This is a genomic window from Wenzhouxiangella sp. AB-CW3, from assembly GCF_014725735.1.
In the GTDB taxonomy this organism is placed as follows: Bacteria; Pseudomonadota; Gammaproteobacteria; order Xanthomonadales; family Wenzhouxiangellaceae; genus Wenzhouxiangella.
Genome location: NZ_CP061368.1, coordinates 1,915,294 through 1,939,607 on the forward strand (window position 1 = coordinate 1,915,294; position 24,314 = coordinate 1,939,607).

Consider the following 24,314-nt stretch of genomic DNA (forward strand, 5'->3'; position numbering starts at 1 on the left):
GCCTGGATTTAGCGTGCGAGGCCCCGGATAATCGCGCGGGGCGCGATTTCCGGGGCGACGGTGGGTTGTGGGGCGGGTGTTTTTGGCGGTGTTACTGCTCGGACTTTACCGCTTCGCCATCGACGCGTTGCCATTGGCTGTACCAGTCGTCCATGTAGAGCAGCGTGCGGATGGCGTTGGAGGGACGGGTCCTTCCCGTGCCATGAAACTCTTCGCGGAAGCGCAGCATTCTCACGGGCACGTCGAGGACCTTGAGCGCGGCAAAGTATTCCTCGGTCTGGGTCATCGGTGTGCGCAGGTCGAGCTCGCCGGTCATGAGCAGGGTTGGCGTGGTCACGTTGCCGACATACATGATCGGCGATTGTTCGAGCCAGCGGGTTGGGTCTTCCCAGAAAGGTTCCTTGAAGAAACTCTGGGTAAAGAACGGGATGTCGGTCGTGCCGAACATGCTCATCCAGTTGGTGACCGGACAGCGAACCGCGGCGGCGGCGAAGCGATCGGTATGGCCAATCATCCAGCTCGACAGCACGCCCCCGCCCGAGCAGCCACCGACATACTTGCGGCTGGTGTCGACCCAGTCGCGATCAACCATTTCGTCGACGAAGGCCATCAGGTCTTCATGGTCGACGCCGGGGTAGCGGAAGTTGATTCCACGGGCGAACTCTTCACCGTAGCTGGTTGAGCCCCGCGGGTTGGTGTAGAGCACCAGGTATCCCATGCCGGCCCAGACCTGGTAGTTGAAGTTGAAGCCGGCGGTGTAGTCGGCGAAGGGACCGCCGTGTATCTCCATCAGTAGCGGGTACTGCTTTTCCGGATCGAAATTGGGGGGCTTGACCACCCAGCCGTGAATATCCGTGCCGTCAGCCGACTGGGTCCAGAATTCTTCCACTTCGGCCAGTTCAATGGTGCTGAACAGTTCGTCATTCAGGTTTGTAAGCTGATTGATCTGCGAACCTTCACGCAGTCTGAAGCTCACGACATCCGGCGGTGATTGCGGGCCGGTTCGAACACCGACCCCAAAGGGTCGACGTACATCGGCCACCGAAGTCAGGGAAACCAGGTGATGGCCGTCGGTAATGTCTCGAATGGCTCCGGACAGGGGGATATGGCGAATATTGCGAGTGCCGTGATGGGTGACGACTGCGTACACTCCCCTGCTGTCGGAAGCCCAGTGCACATTGCTGACCAGCCGATCGAGGTCCTCGGTCAGATTGCGCTTGTTCGAGCCGTCCAGGTCGATCACGTGAAGGTAGGGCTGCGAATAGGTGTCGGGCTGGTCCGGATAGCCCAGGAAGGCAACTCGGCGGCCGTCCGGGGAAACTACCGGGTTGGTCCAGAAGCCGACTTCCTCGGTGATTTGCCGAATATCTCCCGACGCCCGGTCCAGCGCGTACAGGTGGGAGCGGCGATACACGGAATCCCAGTCACCCTTCCAGCCGTCGAAGACGATGCTCTGGCCATCCGGGGTAAACGAGAAATTGACCGAGCCGACCAATCCATCGAAGCGAGAGCCGACGTTCCACTCGCCACTGGTGAGCTGACGGACAGCGCCGCCGTTGGCCGAGACCTGGAACAGATGCATGAAGCCACGGTCCATGAAGCCCTGGAAATCCTGGCGGTAGTGCAGATCATCGATGACTCGCGGCCCTTCGGTCCAGGAGGCGCCCGATGGTGGCGACGGCATGGAGACTTCCCATGTCGTGGGTTCGGGCACCAGGGCGCCGAATACGATTTGCTTGCCGTCCGGGGTCCATTGCGGATCGCGGGGGCGTTCATCCAACCGCGTGATCTGGCTGGTAGCGCCTTCTGCATCCATCCAGCGGACGAAGAGCTGGGTCGACTCCTCATCGTCTTCGGCCAGGTAGAGAATACGGGTCCCGTCCGGTGACCAGCGCGGAGAGCTGCCCTCGGCAAGAAAGCGCTGGCGCTCGCCATCGGCATCCATGACCCACAGGGCCGTTTGCCAGCGATCCTTGCGATCGTCGACCCAGCGGCGGGTATAGACGATCTGGCTGCCGTCGGGCGAGACCTGGGGATCACCCGCGGTTTCGTACTGCAGCAGCGCCTCGGCGGCGAGCACATCACTTTCATCGGCTGCCAGCGGCGACAGCACAAAAACACACAGAATAGGCAGAAGAAGAACTGAAATAAAACGGGGCATGGCATCTCCGAAGATGACGGTGGGAAGCCGCAGAATAATTGGACACCTCCCGCCGGTCAATGTCAGAACTTTGTCATCGCGCAATTGGCCGCCAATTGTTTGTCTCCCTTGAAGCAAGGACTGTCACTTGCTGCCCGGTCCCGGCTCGACTTCCTGAAACTCAGGATCGGGCTCTATCTCCGGTGACAGATCCCCTTGAAGATTGAACATTGCGGGAATGCACTCGGCCGGTTGCGGGCGCGAAAAGAAATAGCCTTGCAGGTGGTCGAACCCCAGTTGAGTGCCTATGGCCAGTTGTTCCTCGGTTTCCAGGCCTTCGGCCACGGTGGGCAGTCCCAGTGAGCGGGCCAGCGCCACCACGCCACGTGCCAGCGCCTGGCTTTCTTTCGATGGGCCCAGATCGCTGATCAGACTGCGGTCGATCTTGAGTGTGTCGACGGTGAATCGGTTCAGATAAGACAGGGACGACCACCCTGTTCCAAAGTCATCAATGGCCAGAACCACCCCCAGGTTCTTCAGTTGGCGAAGAGTAAATGCCGCTCCCTCCATGGCCAGCACACCCTCGGTAAGCTCGATGTGCAGCAGATGTGCCGGCAGCTTGTACTGTTCAAGGGTATCGGCAATGCGACGGGCAAGTTCCGGACGCTCTAGATCGCGCGCCGAAAGGTTGATGGCCACAAACCACGGCTCGGCACCCGCTGCCTCGGCCTGTTGTTGCCAGGCAGCCGCTTGCCGGCAGGCGCTGTCGATGACGAAATCCGACAGGTCATGAATCAGGCTGCAGTCTTCGGCTACGTCCATGAAATGCACCGGCGACAGCACCCCACGTTTGGGATGTCTCCAGCGCAGCAAGGCTTCGACACCCACAAAGCGCTGCTTGCCGGTGGAGTGTATTGGTTGGTAGACCAGAAAGAACTCGTCTCGGGCCAGGGCATGCCGAAGGCGAAGCTCGGCGTTCCTGAAATGAATCTCTTCTGACAGTGGACGAACAGCCGGCGCCAGCAGCCAGCCACTGATCTGCCCGATACCGATGAAGAAACCGGCTCGAGTGAGCCACTTGTCCGTCTCCTGGAAAGTCCCCAGGGCAACCGACTCGAAAGTCAGTGGCCCGGCCAGAATGGCGGAGACAACACTGACGATCAGTGCTGCCAACGGCCCGAAGCGCGTGGCCGCGAAAAGTATCGGAATGTAATACCAATGTGGAACCATCTGCGCCGCGCCACCGGACCAGTAGACCAGCAGCCAGGAGGCCAGCAGCAAGGCCAAGATGATGGCGATCGCCAGCCATGGCGAAACGGAAACGGACGCCCGCAGTGCATGGCGCGAAAAAGGATACTCCCAGTTGCCCGGAGCAGGGGAAGGGGCACGGGAATCGTAAGGCATCACGATCCTCCATCAGTTTGGCTGATTTTCACCCCGGCATGCCCCTTCCCAAGTCATGCCGGACTACAGCACTACCCTATCACAGGTTGTAAGAACATCCAGTTCACGGCCGTGTATCGTCCCGTTCGTTGTCCGGGTGTTGAGTGTCGCTCTGGAATGATCCGAAAACCACCGCCAGGATGACGGCGATTGCTGGGCCGGCAGCGATGCCCAGCGCCATGTTGTTCATGGCGGTTCCGAACAGGATCCCAAGTACGATGCCAATGCCCGCGCAGATTGCGATCCGTGAATTCTTGCTGTGCATGATTACGAATGCGGCCGGAACGATGGCGATCAGTTCATGTGCTGATCAAAGAATCGCACTACCCTATCGGCCGCATTCTGATGGATATCGTCACGGCTGCCGCCACCATCGCGACAGAACATGCCCAGTCGTTCGCGGCCGCTGTCGGTACAGCGGGACAGGAAGCTGTAATGCCCCGCATCTTCCAGGACATGGAGTTCGGCACCTTCGATGTGGTCGGCGAAGTGTCGGGCGTTGGTTTCCACCGGTGCGATGTCGTCATTGGCCGCGCCCAGGATGCCAACGGGGATGACGATCGGCATCAGGCCCAATTCGGTAAAGGCGCCGCCCAAGGCCGGAGCGATGGCATACACGGCGGCAAAACGATCATCGCGAAAAGAAGAGTCGTGTTCGGCCAGCGACTCCTGAACGTGTGGTTCATTCAGCACCTCCGCCATGGCCGAGGGGGCGCCGGGGAATTCCTCCTGGGGGTCGCAGGTGGCGTCGCGCTCGGGCCCGTCACAGAATGCCTCGAAAGCCTCCAGGCTGGTCAGGCCACCGGCCAGGGAGATGACGGTATATCCACCCAGGGAAAACCCGGCTGCTCCGACGCGCATGGGGTCGATGCGGTCGGCAAATTCGGAGTCTTCCAGCAGGTGGTCGAGTACCGCCGACAGGTCGCGGGTTCGCTCCCACCAGAGCAAAAAGCCTTCCGGTGCGTAGTTCTCGCCGGCAGAGGTATTGCCGTGATGGTTGACGGCGGCAACGATGTAGCCATTCTCGGCCAGAACCGTGGCCAGCCACATCAGGTGAATACCGGCCCCGCCCGTGCCATGTGATAGCAACACCAGGGGGTAACGATCCTCGGACTCGGACAAGGACGGATTGCCCTGTGCCCGACCAGCGACGAACAGCGGGTCTTCCGGGTTGCCGACGGTGACCTCGAAGCTGTCCTGGGTGGCATCGGTCGGATACCAGACCGTGGTTCTCAAGGGGCGCTGCTCATCGCCGCCCCATTCGGTTCGCTCCGGGTCGGTGAAATCGCGCTCGGTCATGCCCACCGGCTTGACCGCCGCTTCCGACTCGTCTGGATCCGGCGTCGCGCCACACACACCGCTGGCCAGGAACAGTGCGGAGAACAGGACTGGCAGCAATCGGGTCATCAGTGATCCGGATGTTTGATTCTGCAACGATTCTAACAGCTCAAACCTTGATATGACTCAACCGGTGTGATCCGGCAAATGGGTAGCCTTGAAAGGAATTGCGGCAGTGACTCCGGCACCCCATGTATCCCGAAGATCATAAACCTGCAGAATCAGCACAAGCCCATAGCCCCGAAAAGCGAGGCCGGGCTGGCGTCAGCGGTGTACGCGGTCTGAATCAGGCCTGGTCTCCGCCCGTCGATATCATCCGTGACGACAATGAGTACATTGTCGAGTGCGATTTGCCCGGGCTGGCCCTGGGGCAGATCGAGGTGGTGCTTGACCGCGATATGCTCATGATACAAGGCCTAAGAACCACCGGCAGCGAGCGGACCGAACGCTGTGAGCGCCAGGAACGCTTTTCCGGCCGCTTTCTGAGAAGTTTCAGGCTGCCGACCGACTGTAGACCGGGAGCTTCCACGATCAGCCTGGATGCCGGCGTGCTGGTTGTCAGACTTCACCGGGTCAGCAGAACGGAGGGTGCCTCGATTCCTGGCGGCTTCCAGGCAATGGGCACTCTGCCTCTGTTATCAGATTCTTTACGTCACCGCTTTGATTCGGCCTGGCAACCGCCCGTCGATCTGACCGGCTCGGACACGTGCTACCACGCGGTGATTGAAATGCCAGGGGTGCGCCCAGCCGACGTGCTGGTTCTGGCGGTCGGCCGCACCCTCGTGGTGCGCACGGTCCGCCATCGTCCCCTGTTGCACCAGCATGGCATGCCGCATCGCCAGGAGCGCTTCTTCGGCGCCATCGATCTGCGGATGACCTTGCCCCCGGATGCTGCGGCTCATGCGTTTTCCTGGACCCTGGAGCGCGGCACCCTGAACCTGGCAGTGCCTCGCCGACTGGTATACTAATGAGGTCGTTAATCAGCAGACATTCAGCTTGTCTCTCAGCGTTCGTGGCAAGGCGTCGGCGCGCAGGTGTAGCGGGCGCCGAGAACGCAGCCCACGGACGCTGAGAGGCAAGCCCTGAGGGCGCTCCAGAGCCGGCCACCGGCTGCGTTCCGCTCACTTGACATAGTCCCACTATGCCGGCGCTCGCGCGCCTTGCCGGTGGCCGGCTCTGAAGCGCTGAATGTCTGCTGATTAACGGCCTCATTAGTAACGGTTACTGCACGGATAGGCTGGCCGTAGAATCTGTCACAATCTGTGAATACTTACTCAATGGAGAGTCGCTCATGAAACCCAGGATTGTCGTATCCGGACTGGTTCTTGCCTGTGTCTTCTTTCTTGCTGCTTGCGCAACACCCCACGGCCCGCGCGAGGAAACCGGCATGGTCATCGGCGGTATTCTCGGTGGTGTGCTCGGCTCCCAGGTCGGAAGTGGCCGTGGACGCGGCGTGGCGACCCTGGCCGGGATGATGGCAGGCGGCGCGATTGGTGGCGCCATCGGCCGCACCATGGATGATGTGGATCGGATGAAGATGGCAACCACGCTGGAAACCACACGCACCGGCGTGGCATCGGAATGGGAGAACCCGGACACCGGCTATTACTATCGCATGGAGCCGACCAGGACCTATGAATCACCCGAGGGCCCGTGTCGCGAGTATACGCTGGATGCCCAGATCGGCGGGCAGACCGAACAGGTTTACGGTACGGCCTGCCGACAGGCCGACGGCAGCTGGAAAATCCTGGACTGAACGATGGCCTGTCAGTATCCGGCTCCGTTTGTCGTAAGATGGGCTGAGTCCCGCATTTGCGGGTTTGCCACACCATTACGGGAGATGTGTGTCCATGGATACCCAAAATGACCAGAATGTCAGCCTCGGCAACTGGATGCTGACGCTGTTTCTAACCTTTATCCCCATCGTCAACATCATCATGCTGATCGTGTGGGCCGTATCGGCCGGCACGCCGCCAAGCAAGCAGAACTGGGCGCGTGCCGCCCTGTTGTGGATGGCGATTTTCTTCGTCCTTTTCCTTGTCATGTCGATCATCGGCGGCATCGGACTGGCGACTTTGCAATAGCCTCTTCCACATACGCCCCCGGGATACGGCTGCCCGGGGGCGTGCGTTGGGTGGTTGGTTTCACGCGCCCCGGGTAGGCTAGTGGGCCATGCGGCAAGTTAGGTAACACTCAGAGTCAATGTGAACCGGAATGGGGAAACGAGCTTGAGGGCATCGGCCCGATGGATGATTCCGGGCTTGCTGTTGCTTTTTGCTCATGTGGCCCATTCCGAAGTAGTGGTTGTCGGCGGTGAAGACGGCTACAAACCCTATGAAACTCTCGACCAGGAGGGACAGCCCGAGGGCTTTCATGTTGATCTGATGCGGGCCATTGCTCGCGAGTCTGGTTTCGAGGTTCGGTTCGAGCTTGGCGACTGGGAGACCATGCGTGTCGGCCTGGCTCATGGCGAGATTGATGTGCTGGGCATGTTTGTCTCTGCCGAACGGGCCAATGATGTGGCCTTTGCCCAGCCCCATGTCATTGTCCACCACCGCATCTTTGTTCCCGCATCCGCGCCATCTTTTCGATCAGTTGAAGAACTGGCCGGCAAGCGTGTCATTGTCCAGCGAGCTGCACTCAGCCATGAGTACCTGCAGGAGACGGGCCTGGATATCGAGCTTACACTGGTGGACACGGATACCGAAGGGCTGCGCCTGCTGGCCGACAACGAACATGATGCCGCCCTGCTGACCGAGCATCGTGGCCGGTTCGCCCTTCGCCACCATGATTTGAAGGAGCTGACCGTATCCGGTCCGCCCGTGCTGCCAGTCGAATACGCTTTTGCCGTGCAAAGCGACAATGATGCACTCTTGCAGGCTCTGAACCAGGGGCTGGAACGTGTAATGGCCAGCGGTGAGTTCGACCGCATTCATCAACGCTGGCTGCAGCCCTACGAGCGCCCAGGAGGCACCCCTGCCCTGCTGGTTGCAATCATTGCCGCCCTGATCGTCATTTTGCTCGCGCTGGGTGCCTGGCAGCTTGCTCGTTCGCTGCGCGTGCGCCGCGAAGTGTCGCAACGACTGGACTACCTCGAATCTCATGATGCATTGACCGGACTGCTCAATCGGCTGGCGTTCGAAAAGCGCTTGTCGCAGTTTCTGATCGAGCGGCCGAAAAATGGTCAGAACGTACTGTTGGGTATCAATATCGACCAGTTCCGCCTGATCAACGACAACCTCGGGCACACGACGGGCGATCGCGTTCTGGTTGCCCTGGCCAGCCTGATCCAGGAGGTCTTCGGCCGGGATGTCCTGGCTGCACGTCTGGGCAGCGACGAGTTTGCCGTGCTGCTGGACCGGACCGGCGAGCAGGATGCCGTTGTCCAGGGTCAGCGCTTCCTCGACAAGTTGCGCAGAATCGAGCCCCAACCCGGCGGCACGGTCGGCGCCAGCATCGGGCTGTATTCGTTTTCCGACGAAGATCTGAATGTCGCACAAATCCTTCGACGGGTGGACTGCGCCGGCCTGGCCGCCAAGGAAGATGGTGGCCACCGGGTCCACTGCTGGCACAGCAAGGATCGCAGACTGGCCGAACGAGTGGGCATGTTGCGTTGGGTCGGCAGAATTCAGTCGGCTCTTCACGAGGGCCGCATGGAGGCGCACTATCAGCCCATCGCCCATGCCAGTAGCCATGACGGAGCTCTGCACGCGGTCGAAGTGCTGATCCGGATGCGCACCAGGGATGGTGAGCTACTGCCCGCCGGGCAGTTCATGCCGGCCGCCGAGCGCTATAGCCTCTCGCCGGACATCGATCGCTGGATGCTGACCCATGTGCTGGAGTTTCTAGCGGATCACCCGGTTGTCGGTCAATGCGTAGAGCGCGTCAACATTAATCTGTCGGGCCGCAGCCTGGGTGACGATCGTTTCCTCCGGTTCCTGCTCTCGACCATGGATGCGGCCGATGACGAACTGATCAACCAGATGTGTTTCGAGATTACCGAGACCGCCCTGATTGCCAATCTGTCGCGTGCCCGCAAGGTGCTCGAGCAACTGCATGAGCGGGGCTGCCGCTTTGCACTCGACGACTTTGGCAGCGGCTTGTCGTCAATGGCTTACCTGAAGGCGCTTCCGGTCGACTATCTGAAGATTGATGGCGGTTTTGTTCGAGATATCGATCGTGATGAGAGTGCGCGGCAGATGGTTGCCGAGATCAACCGACTGGGGCAGGCCGTGGGCAAGCGCACCATTGCCGAGTACGTTGAATCATCGGCCATCATGGACCGCCTGACCGAGCTGGGTGTCGATCTGCTACAAGGCTACGCCATCGGACGACCGGCCCCACTCGAACAATTGCTGGCCTGGTGCGAGGAGAGCGGCACCCGCAACGTCGTCAACCGGACTTGAGCGTCTCGCGCAATCGTTTCCATCCAACCCGATCTGTGCTGTCGGCAAACAGGCACAGCCAATATCTTCTGCGCTCACCATTGACGCGAAAACAGGTGACGAAGGGAGAGACTACGAGACACCGGCCCAGACGACCGGCTTCGCGGTACTTGTCCCGGCCGATCAGGACGATCTGCTCACCGCTGTGCGAAAGCACCAACCTTCGCCAGCGGAAGCGGTTGATGCTGTGCATCAGCCAGCCCCAGATCAGGATCATGGCCAACAGCACCCCCAGAAATATCCAGATACCAAGCTGCAGGTAGAAAGCCAGGGCCACTACTACCGCCAGCAATACGGTCACCAGACCCTGGCCGTAGAGTGACACCTTGAGATCTACGGATAACGTACCGCTCTTTGCCATGACTGATTCTCCTTAGAGATGACCAAGGAAGCCGACAATCGACCGGGTCATTGCTTCGGGCTGCTCGGTGGGGATCCAGTGCAATGCGTCAATTTGATCGATGTGGACGCGGGGCATGGTCTCCAGCCGCTCCCGGCTCTTTTCGGGATCGGCCAGCAAGGCGCCTCCCGACAGCAGCGCAAGCGTTGAATGATCGATTTTCTCGATCGGTCCGATCTCGCACAGAACTTGATAAAGTGCTTGAAGATATGTCGCTACTGGCATGTAAAACATATCTTTATTTGGTTTTGCGTAACGTCCCAGCATTGCCTGATGACTGCCATGCTCGGCCATCGCTGCGCGCGTGTTTCGATCCAGTTCCGACAGGTCGAGCACGGGCAATTGCCTGCGGTGAATACCCATGGCATTGAGCAGCCGCAGCGGCCAGGCCAGTGCCGGCAACAGCCAGCGAATGGGGCGAACAAAGCGAAGTGGGCCATGAAGCGCAGCCGGAAGCATCGGTTCGACAAGCACCAGCCCGCCGACTCGGTCAGGATGATTCAACGCCAGCCGCATGGCCAGATTGGCGCCCAGGCAGTGACCACCAAACAACGCCTGCCGACAGCCCTCCCGATCCAGCAGCGCAAGCAGGTCCTCCATCCAGTGTTTGGAGGTGAGTTTGCCGCGGTAGGTCGACTGACCGTGACCGCGCAGATCGGGGCAGATGATCTGCCAGTCGCACTGCGCATGGGCCATGTCGGCGAATTCGCGCCAGCGCGTGCCGTTGCTGGCCAGGCCGTGGCACATGACCAGGGTGCGTTCGGCCGGTCCGGGCCAGCGACGATAGAACAAAGAGGTGCCCTTGCGTTCGAAACGGTGCTCTTCCATGCTCCTGTGCTACAGACTCCAAAGCTATCGGCAAGTCATGTGATCAGTATATCGCGACCCTTGGTATAGTGCCGGTTGTTACCGACATGGAGAACCCATGCCTGAGCGAAATCGAGTACTCGTGCTGGGTCGTGGCGCCATGGGGACGATGTTCTGCAAGCTGCTGGCAGCGACCAATGATGTCGACACCTGGCACCGGGAAAGGGACCGGGACAATCCGAACTCGCTTGAATCTCTGGCCGAGCATCGCGATGTCATCATTTTCGCCCTGCCAACCCAGCCGCACGAACGACTGGCGCAACGGATCGTTCCGCACATCGAGTCATCTACGGTGTGTCTGTCGATTGCCAAGGGTGTTGACGAACGTGCTCGCACCCCGGCCGAGATCTTTGCCGAAACCCTGGGAACAGGCCGTCACTGGGGCCTGGTCTACGGCCCCATGATTGCGCGCGACCTTAGCGAAGGACTGAGCGGCTTTGCCGTGCTCGCGGGCAACACGCGGCATGCGCGTGACTCTGCCGGCCTGTTTTCGAGCACCGGACTCTTTCTCGACACCAGTGATGACCTGACGGGTGCTGCCTGGTCGGTCGTGCTGAAGAATGTATACGTACCCCTGCTCGGTGCCATCGATGCACTGAAGATGGGGGACAATATTCGCGGGTTCGTGATCTACGAAGCCGTTCATGAGCTCGAATCGGTCATGACCGATCTGGGCGGACGACCCGAAACGGCACGCGGACCGGCCGGGATGGGCGACCTGATCACCAGTGCAACGAGTCATTCATCGCATCACCGTACCATCGGCGCCGACCTGGCCGCCGGCAAGAGCGACAAGATCGCGGCGGGCGGAGAGTTCATCCGTTCCGAGGGCGTGCATACGGCGCGGCGGGTCCGGGAGCACGATACGGTACAGCGTGATCGCTACCCGCTGTTCGACCTGGCCAGTGACTTTCTGACCGGGCCGCTGGATCTGACATCTGCACTGCAGGACTATCTCCGGCGTCGCTTTGGACGCGAGTTCCAGTGATGAACACCACATCGTCGCCCATCAACTGGCTGGTGGCTCATCGTGGCTGGCCCGACCGCTATCCGGAGAACAGCCTGGAAGGTGTGAAAGCCGTATTGGAGACCGGGGCCCGTTTTGTCGAGTTCGACGTGCAGATCACGGCCGATCGGCACGCAGTTGTCGTTCACGATGATGATCTTTCTCGACTGACGGGACGCAGCGACCGGGTCACCCAACTGACTCTGGCACAGTTGAAGGAGCTCAGCATTGCCACCCGGGCCGGTGAACACGCGCGGATTCCCACGCTGGAAGCCATGCTGACCCTGGTCGGTGAGTATCCGGGGGTAACGGCTTTTGTTGAACTCAAACGTCAGAGCATCCGGAAGCATGGGCGCCGGCCGGTCGTTGAGATCGTCCTTGAGCACCTTGGCCGGGCGCGTTGTCCGACCGTATTTTTGTCATTCAAGTGGCGCGCCGTGCGACTGGCCCGGGCCATGGGGGCCCCCGCTATCGGCTGGGTGTTCCGCCCCTGGACGCCGCTGACGCGTTGCCTGGCCCATTGGCTGCAACCCGACTACCTGTTTGTTCGGGCCGACCGTGTGCCGGGTAAAGCCGCACCTTTCTGGCCCGGCCGATGGCAATGGGTCATCTATCGTGTCGACGATCTGGCATCGGCGCGCCGACTCGTGGCCCGTGGTGCCGACCTGATCGAGGTGGATGATCTGCCAAAGCTATTGCAGGCCGCGGACTCCGAGGATGAGTAAGGAATCGACCCTGTTGCTTGATGTGGGCGGTCAGGGCTGCCGGGCCCTGGCCGTTGATGGTGACGGAGATATCCGCTTCGAAGGCGGCCACGAGGTCAGTACGCGGGAGAAGGATGAGCGCGTCGAGCAGGACGCCGATGAACTGATCAATGCACTGCAGGCGGTCGCCATGACGGTGCACGATGAAATGGCGCGGCTAAACATGCCAGTCGACCAAGCTGCATTGGCAGTGCAACGCGGCAGTATCGTGTGCTGGGACCGGCATACCGGACAGGCACTGACTCCGATCATTTCCTGGCGCGACCGACGTGGACTGCCAGGGATGGATCGGCTGGCTGATCAGGCCAGCGAGATCAAGCAGCGCACAGGGCTGCGGTTCACGCCCTATGGCGGCGCCTCCAAGATCGCCTGGTGTCTGGAGCAACTGGATGAAGTCAGACAGGCCCGGCAACACAAACGCCTGACCTGCGGACCACTGGGCAGCTTTCTGCTCGCCCGCCTGCTCTTGGAAAAGCCCGTACGGGTCGACGACACGCTGGCCCAGCGCAGCTTGCTGTGGTCGCGTGAGCGACATGAGTGGGATCCGTGGCTGCTTGAGCGCTTTGGCATTCCCGAGCGTGTGCTGCCCATGGTTGCCCCCAGTCTCGACCATTACGGCACATTGGCCTGCACAAAGCTCCCGGTGCCCCTGAATCTGCTGATGGGCGATCAGAACTGCATTCCGTTTCTCGACGGCGGGCCGGATCCTGAAACGCTTTACATCAATCTCGGCACCGGAGCTTTCCTGTTGCGGCCACTGTCCGAACCAGTCAACGACGAACGCTTTCAGCTCACCCTGCTTGACCGCAATCATGGAAGCCGATGGGCGCTGGAAGGCAGCGTGCATGGCGCCGCCTCGGCACTGGCATGGCTGGAGAGGAAACAAGGCCGCCGGATCGAACATGAGCGCATGAACGGCTTGCGCGAGCGCGTTGACGCACCCCCGCTGTTCATCAACAGCATTGACGGTCTGGGCTCACCCTGGTGGTGCAGCGGCCCTGAAGCCGGTTTTGTCGATGAGCACGATGCACACGATTTCGACGCCCGCTTGCTGGCGCTACTTGAAAGCATCGCGTTCCTTATCGCTGCTAATACCGATGCCATGTCAGAACGGTTGGCACCTCCGAAACGGGTGGTGCTAAGCGGTGGGTTGAGCCGATCAGCGACGCTGTGCAGCCTGATTGCCGATCTGCTAGGCGTGCCTGCCGTCCGCCTGCACACCGCCGAGGCCACCGCCCTGGGGCTCTGGTGCCGACTGCACGACCGCGCCCTGCCCCGCACGGCCTTCGACACTGTCGGCGTTCGGCAGGACCACGGTCTGACAAAGCGCTACCGCCGTTGGCTGGACAACATCCAAGCCACAGTGCCATCCGGAAAGTGACGGCGTTAGCACTTGCAGTCTGTCAGCGAACAACAACAAATTGACGACAAACTGCACGGGTTGTGCTATTGTGATTCCGCGTCGTTCAGAACCATCCCCCTCGACGCCCTCTCGGCGATTGCATGCAGACCAAGGCCTTTCCCCGATTTGATCGCAGTCCGGTTGTTGCGGACGGAAAGCCTTGGTAATAACCCATAGGAAAACAACATGCAATTCGATTCTCTCGGGCTCAAGCCCGAGCTTCTGCGCGCCGTGGGCGAGCAGGGCTATACCCAACCTACTCCCGTTCAGCAGCAGGCCATTCCGGTCGTGCTGGAAGGGCATGATCTGATGGCCAGCGCCCAGACCGGCACCGGCAAGACGGCGGCTTTCACCCTGCCCTTGCTGCACAAGCTGTCGGAACGACGCGCCGGCCATCCGCGCCCGCGGGCACTGATTCTGACGCCGACCCGTGAACTGGCCGCCCAGGTGCACGAGAACCTCCGTGCTTATGGCCGCCATCTGGACCTGAAGTCGCTGGAGATCTTCGGCGGCGTGAACATCAATCCGCAGATCACCAAGCTCAAGCGCGGCATCGATGTGGTCATCGCCACACCGGGTCGCCTGATCGACCACATGGAACGCGGCACGGTGCGCCTCGATGCCATCGAGACGCTGATTCTTGACGAGGCCGATCGCATGCTCGACATGGGCTTCCGCCCGGCCATCGAGCGTATCGTCAAGGCCCTGCCGAAACAGCGCCAGACCCTGCTGTTCTCGGCCACTTTCTCGAAAGAGATCACCGAGATGGCTGCCCGCTATCTCAAAGATCCGACGCGCGTGGAAACGGCGCCGCCGAACTCCACCGTCGAGGCCATTGCCCAGCAAGTCGTACGTGTCGATCAGAAGAAGAAGCGTGAACTGCTGTCGTGGATGATCGGCTCGAACGACTGGCGCCAGGTGCTGGTGTTTACCCGCACCAAGCATGGTGCCAACCGTCTGGCCAGGCAACTGGAAACCGATGGTCTGCCTGCAGCGGCCATTCATGGCAATAAGAGCCAGGGAGCACGGACCCGCGCACTCGGCGATTTCAAGAAGAACCGTATCCGTGTGCTGGTGGCCACAGACATCGCTGCGCGCGGTCTGGATATCGACCAGTTGCCGCACGTGGTCAATTACGACATCCCCAACGTGCCCGAAGATTACGTGCACCGCATTGGTCGCACAGGCCGGGCCGGCCGAGACGGACTGGCTGTCTCGCTGGTCTCCGGCGCCGAGCACGGTCTGTTCGAGGATATCCGCAAGCTGGTCAAGGTCGAGATTCCGACCGAAACCCTGGACGGTTACGAGCCGACCGAGCCGGTCGTCAAGGGATCACCCAAGTCGCCGGCGCGTCGCTCTCGCGGTGGCGGACGCGGCAGCAACCGCAATGGCCAGAAAGCCTCGGCGCAGAATCGCTCGGGTCGGGGGCGTCAGCGCGGACGCGGACAGGGCCAGCGCAAGGCGGCCTGACAATACTAAGGAAGCTCTGAATAACTCTACGCGGAGCGCGTTTCTGTCGCAAATGCCGCAGATCGTGTGGTGCGGCCCGAGTGACAGTAGCCAAAGCTACGGACGCGCTTGCCGGCAAGGCGCGCGAGTGCAGGCATAGTGGGCCTATGCCAAATGAGCGCAACGCAGCGGGCAAGCGCTGACAGACCAAAGCTGAGTGTCTGCTCAATAGTGAGACCGTTAGTAAGCAAGGCTCCGACCCGGCACGGGTCGGAGCCTTGCGGACGAACCATCGGCACCTTGCCAGTCAACAGGCAAAAAACTAGATGCCGGCAGGCTGGCTAAGTGTTACTCATCCAGGTCGGTGAGCGTGCACGGCACATTCTGGACCAGACGATACAACTCCCAGATGACGACCGTGCCGTCATCAAGCTCGAGTTCGGCAAAGGCCGTGGAACAGCTGACGAAATCGAACTGAACGGTACCGACACGCTCACCATCCGCAGGCTCGGCACCACCCACAGTACCACCGCTATAGGCATAAACTGCTGCTTCGGCACTGCGTCCGTCGAATCCACCAGGGTTGGGGCATTCCGCTTCACCGATTTCTGACTGGCAGGAGTCGAAGGTGACCCATAGCGGGTTGCCTGCGCCATCAAGTGTGTAGGTGTAGGCGGTGCCAACGAGGCGATTCTCGGCCGGTATGGGCTGAACGATGAAACCCTCATTGCCGCCCGTGGCCGATGCCCACCAGCCGTTGGCACTGTTATCCACCGGCTCACGCAGTTCCAGGGCACCCACCGGAATGGCCAGCAGCCCCAACGGCTGATTGTTTCCATCACCAATCGCAATTACGGTCAGGTCGACTCCAGCCGGCAAATCGACCGGAAGCGGATCAATCAGATTGGTCTGGCCATCATTCGAGGCTACCTTGATATCGTAGTTGGCGGCCGGTACCTGGAAGAACCCGGATTCAGCCTGATAGGGCACACCCACCAGGTCATTCACGACCCCGCCGTCGGCAGTCCGGATTGAGACCTCGGTTTCGTCCAGTGCCGCCGCGAAGGGAGCAGCGTGGACCACCCTCAGGTTGAGATTGCCCTCTGCAGGGGCTTCGGCGTCATTGACCAGGGGCCATAGCGCCAGCTCCTGTTCGGCCCCGTTGCCCACGGCAAGCACGGTGTAGCTGACACCGTCTTCAAGGGTGACGCTGGCGGAGATGGCCGCTTCGTCACTGCCGGCGGGAAATACGTCAAGATCATAGTCTCCGGCCGGAAGCGCCAGGGGTTCGGTGAATTCCCCGAACCGGAAGTCGCTGAGCACTTCGTTGCCATTGGCCGTCACCGTGACTGCTGTTCCTTCCAGCGATGGTGCGAACGGTGCGGCGTGTACGATTGTGACTTCGGCGTCTGCAAGCGCCATTGTCGATAAGAGCATCATGGCCAGGCCGGTCAGGATTTGGCCTGGTGTACGGAGTGGTGTTCGCATTGCTAGTTCCTCTTCTGGTTGGTGAATGCGAGCTCAGAGTCCCACTCCGATGTGTTTTTCAGGTGATGCTCCTGTGAATGCGACGAAGAGAAATGTGAAGACGGCGATCAGTTTCGTGAACGCTTGCCCCTGGCCTTGTCCCGGTACAGCGCACGGTCGGCCAGATCGAACAATTGCCGCGCGCTGCAGCCTGGCGACCAGCAGGCCATGCCAATGGACAGTGACAGTCCGGGGCCGATCCGATGATCCCGAGTGATCGACTTCAGGCGATTGATGACGGCGTCCTGATCCCGTGATTCGAATTCGGTCAGCACCACTGCAAACTCATCGCCACCTACCCTGAAGAGGTCTTCGTGTTCCCTCAGGCTGTTCTTCAATGCTTTGGCCAGCTTGCGCAACACTCGATCACCCGCGCTGTGCCCCAGGGTGTCGTTGATTTGTTTGAAACCATCAAGGTCGATCAACAACAGGGCTAGCGGACTACCGTGGCGCTCTGAGCGAGCCATTTCACGTTTCAGAACACGGTCGAAGGCCAGTCGGTTGCCGACTCCGGTGAGTGAATCGGTCTGGGCTTCGAGCAGGGCTTGCTGATGACAGATCGCATTGCAAAGTGGCCAACTGATGACAGCAGCAAGCTGCCTGGCTGCGTGAGCTTCCTGCAAGCCGGGCGGGAGGGGAAAGTAGATATTCAGGTCACCGATCTCCATCTCGCCGGCCTGGAGTCGAGTCCGGACCGGCACTGCCCGGGTCACGCCTGCCCGCAAACTGTTACCTTCCGAAAAAGCTTCTCCAGGACATTGTTCCAGGGCCAGACCGATCACACCCAACTCGGCGCCCAGGTGCTGCAACAGGATATGGAGCTGTCCGGTCGGGTCCAGAGTTCGTTGCAGGTCGCAGAGCAACACGTGCGAGCGCTGTACGGTCTGGACGTCTCGCGACATCAGTACCGAATGAGGTGTCCGGACTTCATTGATGGCAAGCGATTGGCTGGTCATGACTCAGGAAGGTTTTTGTTATTCATGGCCAGGTCAGGAGCAAACTACGTGCCAGCTCTGAGCTGACCGCAGTCGGGGCGATTTCGCGAGAGCCAGTGCAAGCACCGGCAGGGTTCTGCCTGGCAGTGGCTGCCGCAGCGGCAAGCGATTGCCGCCGCGGCCAGCAGTATTCAGGGTCGCTTGATGCGGGACTGACCTGGATCCGGCATGTTCAGAGGTGGCGTCTCGGCATGTTCGACTGCGCCGAAACGCCGCCCTGACACCCAGTCGGACGCAGCCTGCTCGATTTCTTCGGGTGTGCGTGCAACGAAGTTCCACCACAGCAGGATGTCTTCGTCAAAGGGTTCTCCCCCGATGATCAGAACCCGACCGCCCTGGCCGACCGCTACTGTCAGTTCACTGCGGCCCTGCCCGAGGTAGACCAGCTCGCCGGTCTTCAGTGGCTCGTCATCGATCAGCGCCTCGTCCTCGAGCACGATCACGCCATGTTCGAAATCCGAATCAAGTTCCACTCTTATTCGGCCGGCCTGTCCGGCATACAGGTCAAGGGCGATCAGTGGAGAATGCACCGGCACCGGTGATGCCTGGTCGGCATACCGGCCGACCAGCAGGGTCAGTTCCAGCCCATCGCAAGTGAGGACCGGCAAGTCCGTGAAATTGGCAAAGTCCGGGGCCATATCGCGCACTGCGTCCGGCAGAGCGATCCAGAGTTGGGCGAGTTGTACACGACCAGGCTCTGCCGGATCGGACTCCTCGGCATGCGCAATACCTCGCCCGGCGGTCATCAGGTTGACCTGGCCCGGTTCGATCCAGGTGTTATTGCCCAGGCTGTCGGAATGACGCATCCGGCCTTCGACCATCCAGGAAAATGTTTGCAGGCCAATATGGGGGTGCGGGCCCACGGCAATGCCCTGCCCGGCGGCATATTCGAGCGGCCCCGCGTGGTCGAGGAAACACCAGGCGCCGATCATGCGTCGCTGGCGACTGGGCAGGACCCGTCGGATGGTCATGCCCGCTCCGAGCATGGAGGTCCTTGCCGGAATTCTCTCGAAGACCGGGCAACCCGGTCGTTTCGGGCAATCGCTGGCGCGAGAGCTGTCGGGACGCGGATCAGGATTCGTCATGTAGAATTCCCTCATGGAAGCCGTTTCCGATATTAGCGCGTTTTCTGCGGTCATGGCCGGCATCTGCCTGAGTGCCGCGGCCGGCCTGCGGGTATTCATTCCCATCCTGGCCCTGGGCCTGGCCGGCCGTTTCGAGCTGCTGCCCATCAGCGAGCAGTTCATGTGGATGACCTCGACCCCGGTACTGACCATCGTCGGCCTGGCTGCATTGATGGAGGTCGGCAGCTACTACGTACCGCTGGTCGACAACCTGCTCGATCTGCTGGCCACGCCCGCCGCAATGGCCGGAGGCACGGTCATAGTCTCGTCTCTGCTGCCCGAGATGAATGCCGCAGCCCAGTGGGGTACGGCGGCCGTGCTCGGGGGCGGCACGGCCGGAGTTGTTCAGGGCTCCACCGTGCTGGCTCGGGGACTGTCGACAACTTCCACTGGGGGGCTGGGCAACTCGGCCGTATCCACTGGTGAAACGGGGGGCAGCCTGCTGGCCGTGGTACTCGCCATTTTCGTGCCCATCATTTTCGGTTTGATCGTGATCGCACTGGTCGTCTGGCTGCTGGCAGTTGCCATCAGGCAGTTCAGGAAACCACGACAGCAGCCGGGCTCTGGCCCAGATCACGGCGAACACTCGCCACCGGGGCCTTGATCCGCTATTCAGTCGCTAAACACCAGCACTGCCACCCGCAGTGCCGGACTGACCGGCGGCGGTGTTTTCTATATCGATCTCCCCGCTGCGTATCCGGCTGAAGGTCGAGCGAAGATCCTGCATCGAGGCTTCGGGATCGGCCGGCTTGTCCAGGTCGCGACGGCCTTCACGAAACAGCCAGATGCCAAAGCCCACCAGCACCAGGCTAATGCTCAACGCCCCGCCACCCAGCAGCAAGAGCAACATGGAAACACCGAAAAACAGCCAGTGTGCGATACCGTCGACGCCATCAATGCGGCGAGCTTGTTCGGGATCCGATGCCGAATAGGCAATCCTGACCTCGGCACCCACCTCCGGCTGGACATTCGTGCGTACCGGTGAAGCAAATCCGTACTCCACGCCATCGGCCTCGAACCGGTACAGGGGGCGATAGATGGGGCGGCCGTCAGATCCTGTTCCGCTCTGGTAGTCGGCTACCTGACCATCGGTCTCGACCTGATCGTCCCATGTTTCAGGCCACAGCGTAATCGTGGCAACCAGAAACAAGCCAGCGGCAGCCAGTAGAATCATGTTCCCGAGAATGCCGCCCATCATGCCTTTATTCTTTCTCTTTCTCTTCTTCTTTCCCTTCTTGCGCGACTTTGAAGTAAGCGGGGACATGCCGAACAGGCCGACAAAGATCAGGACAGCGCCAGCCGCCATCTTTGCAGTTCCGCGCACGGTCGGCTCGTCCGCCCAGGCGGTACCAAGTGTATTGGTCAGGTGTTGTATTCGGGTCATGAAATCTCAGTGACGATCAGGATATTCGAAGGGTGCCTGAAATACAGCAACGCAATCAGGACTCCGATTGTGCCATCACGGCACCCAGTCGTAGCCGAGATTGTTCATCTGACGAATGATCCAGCGTTGCCGTTCGAGCAGGTAATCGCCCGGTCGCGAGGCGTCAAGGCGTTTCGGCGCCGGCAGCACCGCGGCCAGCAAGGCAGCCTCGGCACGTGTCAACTCGCTCGCCGGCTTGCCAAAGTGGTGGCGTGCTGCGGCTTCGGCACCATAGAGGCCGGGTCCAAACTCCGCGACGTTCAGATAAAGCTCGAGGATGCGTTGCTTGGGGAGAAACAACTCCAGTGGCACGGTGAACCAGAACTCCAGGCCCTTGCGGAACCAGCTTCGGTGCGGCCACAGGTAGAGATTGCGGGCCAGTTGCTGGCTGATCGTGCTGGCGCCACGCAGACGCCCACCCCGGCGATGCGTCTGAACAGCGGCGTGAATTTCGCGCAGGTCAAAGCCATGATGGTGCGGAAAATTCTGATCCTCTGCCGCAATCACCGCCAGTGCAAGCTCCGGTGAGATCCGGTTGATCGGCAGCCATTGATACTGTACTGCCTCCTCCGAGCTCAAACGATGCACCAGCATGAAAGCCGATACGGGCGGGTCCAGCCAGCGCAGTGGCAGTGTCAGTGCGATGGTCAGGGTGATGACGGCCAGGGCCACGCGTATCGACCACTTGCGCAGCCAGCGCAACAACCGTTTCATGACTCTGTTCCCTGACGTAGCCTGGCTGACAATCGCCGAAACGCCGGTTCGGCCAACTGGCCGCGAAACAACCCGACCGACCGGCATTTCCTGTCCGCCACGGTTCGGCATCTGAATCCCAGAAACATGGGGCTGACAAAGCAGCCGCCCTCGAGCTGAACCAGGAATATTCTGTCTTTTCGATCCAGCAGCAGGAGGTGGTCGGGGGATTCGCGCAATACGCGCCATGGTGGCGAGAGCAGCTGCTTGACGTGCCACCCGGCGTAGGCAAGTACGACGGGCAGCAGCAACCAGAAGTTCGGTGAAAGATTGCCAAGGATCAGGCCAAACATGGCTGCCAGACCGAGCATGGCCACCACCAGTGCCGGCACGGGAGCCGACCGGATGGGCTGATCAGCGCTGGTCCGGGCCGAATCCGAGTTCACGGATATCGTCGATGATTCGGGACAGCGCCGCTTCCGGCCTGTCGCGCCCCATCAGCCAGTCCCAGATCCTGTCGTCCTCGCACTCGAGCAGGTCTTCAAAAGACTGCTGCAGTTGGGCATCGGCTTTGGTCCACCGGGTCGCCAGCCAACGCCCCAGGAGCACATCAAGCTCCTGCATACCCCTTCTGCAGCGCCAGCGTAACCGTGAGGGAATGTTGGCCTTTTCCATGTGCCGATACTCGCCGATGACCGATGACGGCGCGCAGGCCGGTCAGAGCCCGCGTCTGGCCAGCATCATCTTCTTGATCTCGGCAATGGCCTTGGCCGGATTCAGCCCCTTGGGGCAGGTCCGCGTGCAATTCATGATGGTGTGGCAGCGATACAGGCGGAACGGATCTTCCAGGTCGTCGAGCCGCTCACCGGTTGCTTCGTCCCTGGAGTCGACCAGCCAGCGATAGGCCTGCAGCAGGATGGCCGGGCCCAGATAACGCTCGCCATTCCACCAGTAGCTGGGGCACGCTGTTGAACAACAGGCGCAGAGGATGCACTCGTAGAGCCCGTCGATATGCTTGCGGTCCTCCGGCGACTGCAACCGTTCCTTGTCGGGCGGAGCCGGACTCTGGGTTCTCAGCCAGGGGCGAATCGAGGCGTACTGGGCATAGAAGTGCGTGAGGTCGGGCACCAGGTCCTTGACCACCGGCATGTGCGGCAGCGGGTAGATCCTGACCTCGCCCTTGACCTCGTCGATGCCCTTGGTGCAGGCCAACGTATTGGTGCCGTCGATGTTGAACGCACAAGAGCCGCAAATGCCTTCACGGCAAGACCGACGAAAGGTCAGTGTCGGGTCGATCTCGTTCTTGATCTTGATGACGGCATCGAGCACCATCGGCCCGCAATCATCGAGATCGATGTCGTAAGTATCCACCCGCGGATTCTCGCCGCTGTCGGGATCATAGCGATAGATGCGAAACGTCTTGACGTTCTGCGCCCCATCCGGTGCCGGAAAGTGCTTGCCCTTGGTGATGCGGGAATTCTTTGGAAGTCTGAACTGTGCCATGGTTTAGTACGTCCGTGCCTTCGGCGGAATGACATCGATTTCGTCGGTGAGCGTGTACATGTGCACCGGGCGGTAATCGATGTTCGTTGCGCCAGCCTCATCCATCCAGATCAGGGTGTGCTTCATCCAGTTGTCGTCGTCACGCTCGGAGAAATCCTCTCGTGCATGGGCTCCGCGACTTTCCGTGCGGTTCTCGGCGGAAACCATGGTGGTTACGGCATTGCCGAGCAGGTTGCGCAGCTCCAGCGTTTCCACCAGGTCGGAGTTCCATACCATGGAGCGGTCGCTGACCTTGATGTCGGCGAAACAATCGTTGACCTCGGCAATCTTCTGCTTGCCTTCCGACAGGGTCTCACCGGTTCGGAACACGGCCGCATTGTTCTGCATGACCTGCTGCATGGCGTCGCGCACTTCGGCGGTGGGCGTTGAACCATCGGCATGGCGCAGGCGATCGAACTCGTCGACGATGGCATCGACACGGCCTTCAGGCAGCGGCTTGTGTGATTGACCGGGCTCGATGGTTTCACCGCAGCGTAGCGCCACGGCGCGACCGAAGACGATCAGGTCGAGCAGCGAGTTCGAACCCAGTCGGTTGGCCCCGTGAACCGAAACGCAGGCCGCCTCGCCGATGGCAAACAGGCCGGGCACCACTGCATCCGGATCACCGTCCTTCAGGGTGACGACCTCGCCGTGATAGTTGGTCGGGATGCCGCCCATGTTGTAGTGCACGGTGGGCAGGACCGGGATCGGTTCTTTCGTTACATCCACGCCGGCGAAGATGCGCGCCGATTCGGCAATGCCGGGCAGACGCTCGTTGATCACTTCGGCACCCAGGTGTTGCAGGTTGAGGTGGATATGGTCCTTGTTCTCTCCCACGCCGCGGCCTTCGCGAATCTCGATAGTCATGGAACGCGACACGACATCGCGCGAGGCCAGATCCTTGGCGTTGGGCGCATAGCGTTCCATGAAACGTTCGCCCTCGGAGTTGGTCAGGTAGCCGCCCTCGCCTCGCACACCCTCGGTAATCAGGCAGCCGGCGCCGTAGATGCCGGTGGGGTGGAATTGCACGAACTCCATGTCCTGCAGCGGCAGCCCGGCCCTGAGCACCATGCCGTTACCGTCGCCGGTACAGGTGTGGGCCGAGGTGCAGGAGAAATACGAACGGCCGTATCCGCCGGTAGCCAGTATGACCGCATGCGCACGGAACTCGTGCAGTGTGCCGGTGGACAGGTCCCAGGCAACTACGCCGCGGCAAACGCCATCATCATCCATGAGCAGATCGATGGCGAAATACTCGATGAAGAACTGCGCGTCGTGCTTGAGCGACTGCTGGTAGAGGGTATGCAGAATGGCATGGCCGGTACGGTCGGCAGCCGCGCAGGTGCGCTGGGCCGTACCCTCACCATAGTGCGTGGTCATGCCGCCAAAGGGCCGCTGGTAGATCTTGCCGGCTTCCGTGCGCGAGAAAGGCACCCCGAAGTGCTCCAGTTCGATCACGGCCGGAATGGCGTTCTTGCACATGTACTCGATGGCGTCCTGGTCTCCCAGCCAGTCGGAGCCCTTGACCGTGTCGAACATGTGCCAGCGCCAGTCATCCTCGCCCATATTGCCCAGCGCCGCACTCATTCCACCCTGCGCGGCCACGGTATGTGACCGGGTCGGAAAGACCTTGGTGATGCAGGCGGTTTTCAGCCCGGTGGCGGCCAGCCCCATGGTGGCACGCAGGCCGGCGCCGCCCGCGCCGATGACCAGCACGTCATATTCGTGCCGGGTAATGTCGTATGCCTTGCTCACT

The 24,314-nt window shown here is 60.9% G+C and carries 24 protein-coding genes; 9 read left to right on the plus strand and 15 right to left on the minus strand.

The features are described from left to right. Positions 1 to 91: 91 nt before the first annotated feature. The 4 genes from IC757_RS08360 to IC757_RS08375 form a co-directional block, all read right to left on the minus strand. Complete coding sequence (locus IC757_RS08360) at positions 92 to 2,161, minus strand: alpha/beta hydrolase family protein (RefSeq protein WP_223846321.1); 2,070 nt, start codon at positions 2,159 to 2,161, stop codon at positions 92 to 94. Between the two features lie 123 nt (positions 2,162 to 2,284). Continuing rightward, a complete protein-coding gene (locus tag IC757_RS08365) occupies positions 2,285 to 3,544 on the minus strand; it encodes an EAL domain-containing protein (RefSeq protein WP_190976864.1) in 1,260 nt (419 codons plus the stop codon). A gap of 103 nt (positions 3,545 to 3,647) precedes the next feature. Next, positions 3,648 to 3,848 carry a hypothetical protein gene (locus IC757_RS08370; protein ID WP_190976865.1) on the minus strand — a complete coding sequence of 67 codons (201 nt, stop codon included), beginning with the start codon at positions 3,846 to 3,848 and terminating at the stop codon, positions 3,648 to 3,650. A 29-nt stretch (positions 3,849 to 3,877) separates the two neighbouring features. Next, positions 3,878 to 4,990: an alpha/beta hydrolase family protein gene (locus IC757_RS08375; protein WP_190976866.1), complete on the minus strand. Its 1,113-nt coding sequence runs from the start codon at positions 4,988 to 4,990 to the stop codon at positions 3,878 to 3,880. Positions 4,991 to 5,112: 122 nt separating this feature from the next. Here IC757_RS08375 and IC757_RS08380 point away from each other — a divergent pair, with 122 nt between their 5' ends. From IC757_RS08380 to IC757_RS08395, 4 genes are all read left to right on the plus strand, one after another. Further along, positions 5,113 to 5,889: an Hsp20 family protein gene (locus tag IC757_RS08380; RefSeq protein WP_190976867.1), complete on the plus strand. Its 777-nt coding sequence runs from the start codon at positions 5,113 to 5,115 to the stop codon at positions 5,887 to 5,889. 323 nt (positions 5,890 to 6,212) lie between these two features. Continuing rightward, a complete protein-coding gene (locus tag IC757_RS08385) occupies positions 6,213 to 6,677 on the plus strand; it encodes a glycine zipper 2TM domain-containing protein (RefSeq protein ID WP_190976868.1) in 465 nt (154 codons plus the stop codon). Positions 6,678 to 6,771: 94 nt separating this feature from the next. Next, a complete protein-coding gene (locus IC757_RS08390; protein ID WP_190976869.1) occupies positions 6,772 to 7,005 on the plus strand; it encodes a hypothetical protein in 234 nt (77 codons plus the stop codon). A gap of 144 nt (positions 7,006 to 7,149) precedes the next feature. Next, the gene (locus tag IC757_RS08395) at positions 7,150 to 9,327 is read left to right on the plus strand and encodes a putative bifunctional diguanylate cyclase/phosphodiesterase (RefSeq protein WP_190973873.1); all 2,178 of its coding nucleotides are present in this window, start codon (positions 7,150 to 7,152) and stop codon (positions 9,325 to 9,327) included. Here the strand turns inward: IC757_RS08395 and IC757_RS08400 are convergent. Both IC757_RS08400 and IC757_RS08405 read right to left on the minus strand, forming a co-directional pair. Beyond that, complete coding sequence (locus tag IC757_RS08400) at positions 9,314 to 9,727, minus strand: protein YgfX (protein WP_190973874.1); 414 nt, start codon at positions 9,725 to 9,727, stop codon at positions 9,314 to 9,316. The genes IC757_RS08395 and IC757_RS08400 overlap by 14 nt on opposite strands. A gap of 12 nt (positions 9,728 to 9,739) precedes the next feature. Then, entirely contained in the window at positions 9,740 to 10,594 is an 855-nt protein-coding gene (locus IC757_RS08405) for an alpha/beta fold hydrolase (protein WP_190973875.1), read from the minus strand. 97 nt (positions 10,595 to 10,691) lie between these two features. On the opposite strand from IC757_RS08405, the gene IC757_RS08410 reads away from it, so the two are divergent. The 4 genes from IC757_RS08410 to IC757_RS08425 all read left to right on the plus strand — a co-directional run bounded on the left by IC757_RS08410 (position 10,692) and on the right by IC757_RS08425 (position 15,275). Further along, the gene (locus tag IC757_RS08410) at positions 10,692 to 11,621 is read left to right on the plus strand and encodes an NAD(P)H-dependent glycerol-3-phosphate dehydrogenase (RefSeq protein WP_190973876.1); all 930 of its coding nucleotides are present in this window, start codon (positions 10,692 to 10,694) and stop codon (positions 11,619 to 11,621) included. Further along, positions 11,621 to 12,364: a glycerophosphodiester phosphodiesterase family protein gene (locus IC757_RS08415; protein WP_190973877.1), complete on the plus strand. Its 744-nt coding sequence runs from the start codon at positions 11,621 to 11,623 to the stop codon at positions 12,362 to 12,364. Before IC757_RS08410 ends, IC757_RS08415 begins: the two co-directional genes overlap by 1 nt. Further along, on the plus strand, positions 12,357 to 13,784 hold the full coding sequence (locus IC757_RS08420) for an FGGY family carbohydrate kinase (protein ID WP_190973878.1): 1,428 nt from the start codon (positions 12,357 to 12,359) through the stop codon (positions 13,782 to 13,784). The genes IC757_RS08415 and IC757_RS08420 overlap by 8 nt, the downstream gene beginning before the upstream one ends. Positions 13,785 to 13,991: 207 nt before the next feature. Beyond that, positions 13,992 to 15,275 carry a DEAD/DEAH box helicase gene (locus IC757_RS08425; protein ID WP_190973879.1) on the plus strand — a complete coding sequence of 428 codons (1,284 nt, stop codon included), beginning with the start codon at positions 13,992 to 13,994 and terminating at the stop codon, positions 15,273 to 15,275. A 327-nt stretch (positions 15,276 to 15,602) separates the two neighbouring features. On the opposite strand, the gene IC757_RS08430 is transcribed toward IC757_RS08425, so the two are convergent. The 3 genes from IC757_RS08430 to IC757_RS08440 form a co-directional block, all read right to left on the minus strand. Then, positions 15,603 to 16,742 carry a DUF4397 domain-containing protein gene (locus IC757_RS08430; protein ID WP_190973880.1) on the minus strand — a complete coding sequence of 380 codons (1,140 nt, stop codon included), beginning with the start codon at positions 16,740 to 16,742 and terminating at the stop codon, positions 15,603 to 15,605. Positions 16,743 to 16,849: 107 nt separating this feature from the next. After that, positions 16,850 to 17,683 carry a GGDEF domain-containing protein gene (locus IC757_RS08435; RefSeq protein ID WP_190973881.1) on the minus strand — a complete coding sequence of 278 codons (834 nt, stop codon included), beginning with the start codon at positions 17,681 to 17,683 and terminating at the stop codon, positions 16,850 to 16,852. A gap of 224 nt (positions 17,684 to 17,907) precedes the next feature. Continuing rightward, the gene (locus tag IC757_RS08440) at positions 17,908 to 18,861 is read right to left on the minus strand and encodes a pirin family protein (protein WP_190973882.1); all 954 of its coding nucleotides are present in this window, start codon (positions 18,859 to 18,861) and stop codon (positions 17,908 to 17,910) included. A 13-nt stretch (positions 18,862 to 18,874) separates the two neighbouring features. Here IC757_RS08440 and IC757_RS08445 point away from each other — a divergent pair, with 13 nt between their 5' ends. After that, positions 18,875 to 19,504: a DUF4126 domain-containing protein gene (locus IC757_RS08445; RefSeq protein WP_190973883.1), complete on the plus strand. Its 630-nt coding sequence runs from the start codon at positions 18,875 to 18,877 to the stop codon at positions 19,502 to 19,504. A gap of 15 nt (positions 19,505 to 19,519) precedes the next feature. Here IC757_RS08445 and IC757_RS08450 read toward each other — a convergent pair whose 3' ends face one another. The 6 genes from IC757_RS08450 to sdhA form a co-directional block, all read right to left on the minus strand. Further along, entirely contained in the window at positions 19,520 to 20,284 is a 765-nt protein-coding gene (locus IC757_RS08450; protein WP_190973884.1) for a DUF3592 domain-containing protein, read from the minus strand. A gap of 75 nt (positions 20,285 to 20,359) precedes the next feature. Continuing rightward, positions 20,360 to 21,037, minus strand: a complete 678-nt coding sequence (gene mtgA / locus IC757_RS08455; RefSeq protein ID WP_190973885.1) for a monofunctional biosynthetic peptidoglycan transglycosylase — start codon at positions 21,035 to 21,037, stop codon at positions 20,360 to 20,362. Beyond that, a complete protein-coding gene (locus IC757_RS08460; RefSeq protein ID WP_190973886.1) occupies positions 21,034 to 21,462 on the minus strand; it encodes a hypothetical protein in 429 nt (142 codons plus the stop codon). The genes mtgA and IC757_RS08460 overlap by 4 nt, the downstream gene beginning before the upstream one ends. Next, positions 21,431 to 21,640, minus strand: a complete 210-nt coding sequence (locus IC757_RS08465) for a succinate dehydrogenase assembly factor 2 (RefSeq protein ID WP_263405546.1) — start codon at positions 21,638 to 21,640, stop codon at positions 21,431 to 21,433. The genes IC757_RS08460 and IC757_RS08465 overlap by 32 nt, the downstream gene beginning before the upstream one ends. Before the next feature lie 93 nt (positions 21,641 to 21,733). Next, complete coding sequence (locus tag IC757_RS08470) at positions 21,734 to 22,519, minus strand: succinate dehydrogenase iron-sulfur subunit (protein WP_190973888.1); 786 nt, start codon at positions 22,517 to 22,519, stop codon at positions 21,734 to 21,736. 3 nt (positions 22,520 to 22,522) lie between these two features. Further along, positions 22,523 to 24,313 (minus strand): succinate dehydrogenase flavoprotein subunit, encoded by a 1,791-nt coding sequence (sdhA, locus tag IC757_RS08475; RefSeq protein WP_190973889.1) that lies wholly within the window; start codon positions 24,311 to 24,313, stop codon positions 22,523 to 22,525. Position 24,314 lies beyond the last annotated feature (1 nt).

Bases quoted from the DNA above. Each gene is read 5' to 3' on its own strand.
- IC757_RS08360 (WP_223846321.1), bottom strand. From the start codon at position 2,161: ATGCCCCGTTTTATTTCAGTTCTTCTTCTGCCTATTCTGTGTGTTTTT.
- IC757_RS08365 (WP_190976864.1), bottom strand. From the start codon at position 3,544: ATGCCTTACGATTCCCGTGCCCCTTCCCCTGCTCCGGGCAACTGGGAG.
- IC757_RS08370 (WP_190976865.1), bottom strand. From the start codon at position 3,848: ATGCACAGCAAGAATTCACGGATCGCAATCTGCGCGGGCATTGGCATC.
- IC757_RS08375 (WP_190976866.1), bottom strand. From the start codon at position 4,990: ATGACCCGATTGCTGCCAGTCCTGTTCTCCGCACTGTTCCTGGCCAGC.
- IC757_RS08380 (WP_190976867.1), top strand. From the start codon at position 5,113: ATGTATCCCGAAGATCATAAACCTGCAGAATCAGCACAAGCCCATAGC.
- IC757_RS08385 (WP_190976868.1), top strand. From the start codon at position 6,213: ATGAAACCCAGGATTGTCGTATCCGGACTGGTTCTTGCCTGTGTCTTC.
- IC757_RS08390 (WP_190976869.1), top strand. From the start codon at position 6,772: ATGGATACCCAAAATGACCAGAATGTCAGCCTCGGCAACTGGATGCTG.
- IC757_RS08400 (WP_190973874.1), bottom strand. From the start codon at position 9,727: ATGGCAAAGAGCGGTACGTTATCCGTAGATCTCAAGGTGTCACTCTAC.
- IC757_RS08405 (WP_190973875.1), bottom strand. From the start codon at position 10,594: ATGGAAGAGCACCGTTTCGAACGCAAGGGCACCTCTTTGTTCTATCGT.
- IC757_RS08410 (WP_190973876.1), top strand. From the start codon at position 10,692: ATGCCTGAGCGAAATCGAGTACTCGTGCTGGGTCGTGGCGCCATGGGG.
- IC757_RS08415 (WP_190973877.1), top strand. From the start codon at position 11,621: ATGAACACCACATCGTCGCCCATCAACTGGCTGGTGGCTCATCGTGGC.
- IC757_RS08420 (WP_190973878.1), top strand. From the start codon at position 12,357: ATGAGTAAGGAATCGACCCTGTTGCTTGATGTGGGCGGTCAGGGCTGC.
- IC757_RS08425 (WP_190973879.1), top strand. From the start codon at position 13,992: ATGCAATTCGATTCTCTCGGGCTCAAGCCCGAGCTTCTGCGCGCCGTG.
- IC757_RS08430 (WP_190973880.1), bottom strand. From the start codon at position 16,742: ATGCGAACACCACTCCGTACACCAGGCCAAATCCTGACCGGCCTGGCC.
- IC757_RS08435 (WP_190973881.1), bottom strand. From the start codon at position 17,683: ATGTCGCGAGACGTCCAGACCGTACAGCGCTCGCACGTGTTGCTCTGC.
- IC757_RS08440 (WP_190973882.1), bottom strand. From the start codon at position 18,861: ATGACGAATCCTGATCCGCGTCCCGACAGCTCTCGCGCCAGCGATTGC.
- IC757_RS08445 (WP_190973883.1), top strand. From the start codon at position 18,875: ATGGAAGCCGTTTCCGATATTAGCGCGTTTTCTGCGGTCATGGCCGGC.
- IC757_RS08450 (WP_190973884.1), bottom strand. From the start codon at position 20,284: ATGACCCGAATACAACACCTGACCAATACACTTGGTACCGCCTGGGCG.
- mtgA (WP_190973885.1), bottom strand. From the start codon at position 21,037: ATGAAACGGTTGTTGCGCTGGCTGCGCAAGTGGTCGATACGCGTGGCC.
- IC757_RS08465 (WP_263405546.1), bottom strand. From the start codon at position 21,640: ATGCAGGAGCTTGATGTGCTCCTGGGGCGTTGGCTGGCGACCCGGTGG.
- IC757_RS08470 (WP_190973888.1), bottom strand. From the start codon at position 22,519: ATGGCACAGTTCAGACTTCCAAAGAATTCCCGCATCACCAAGGGCAAG.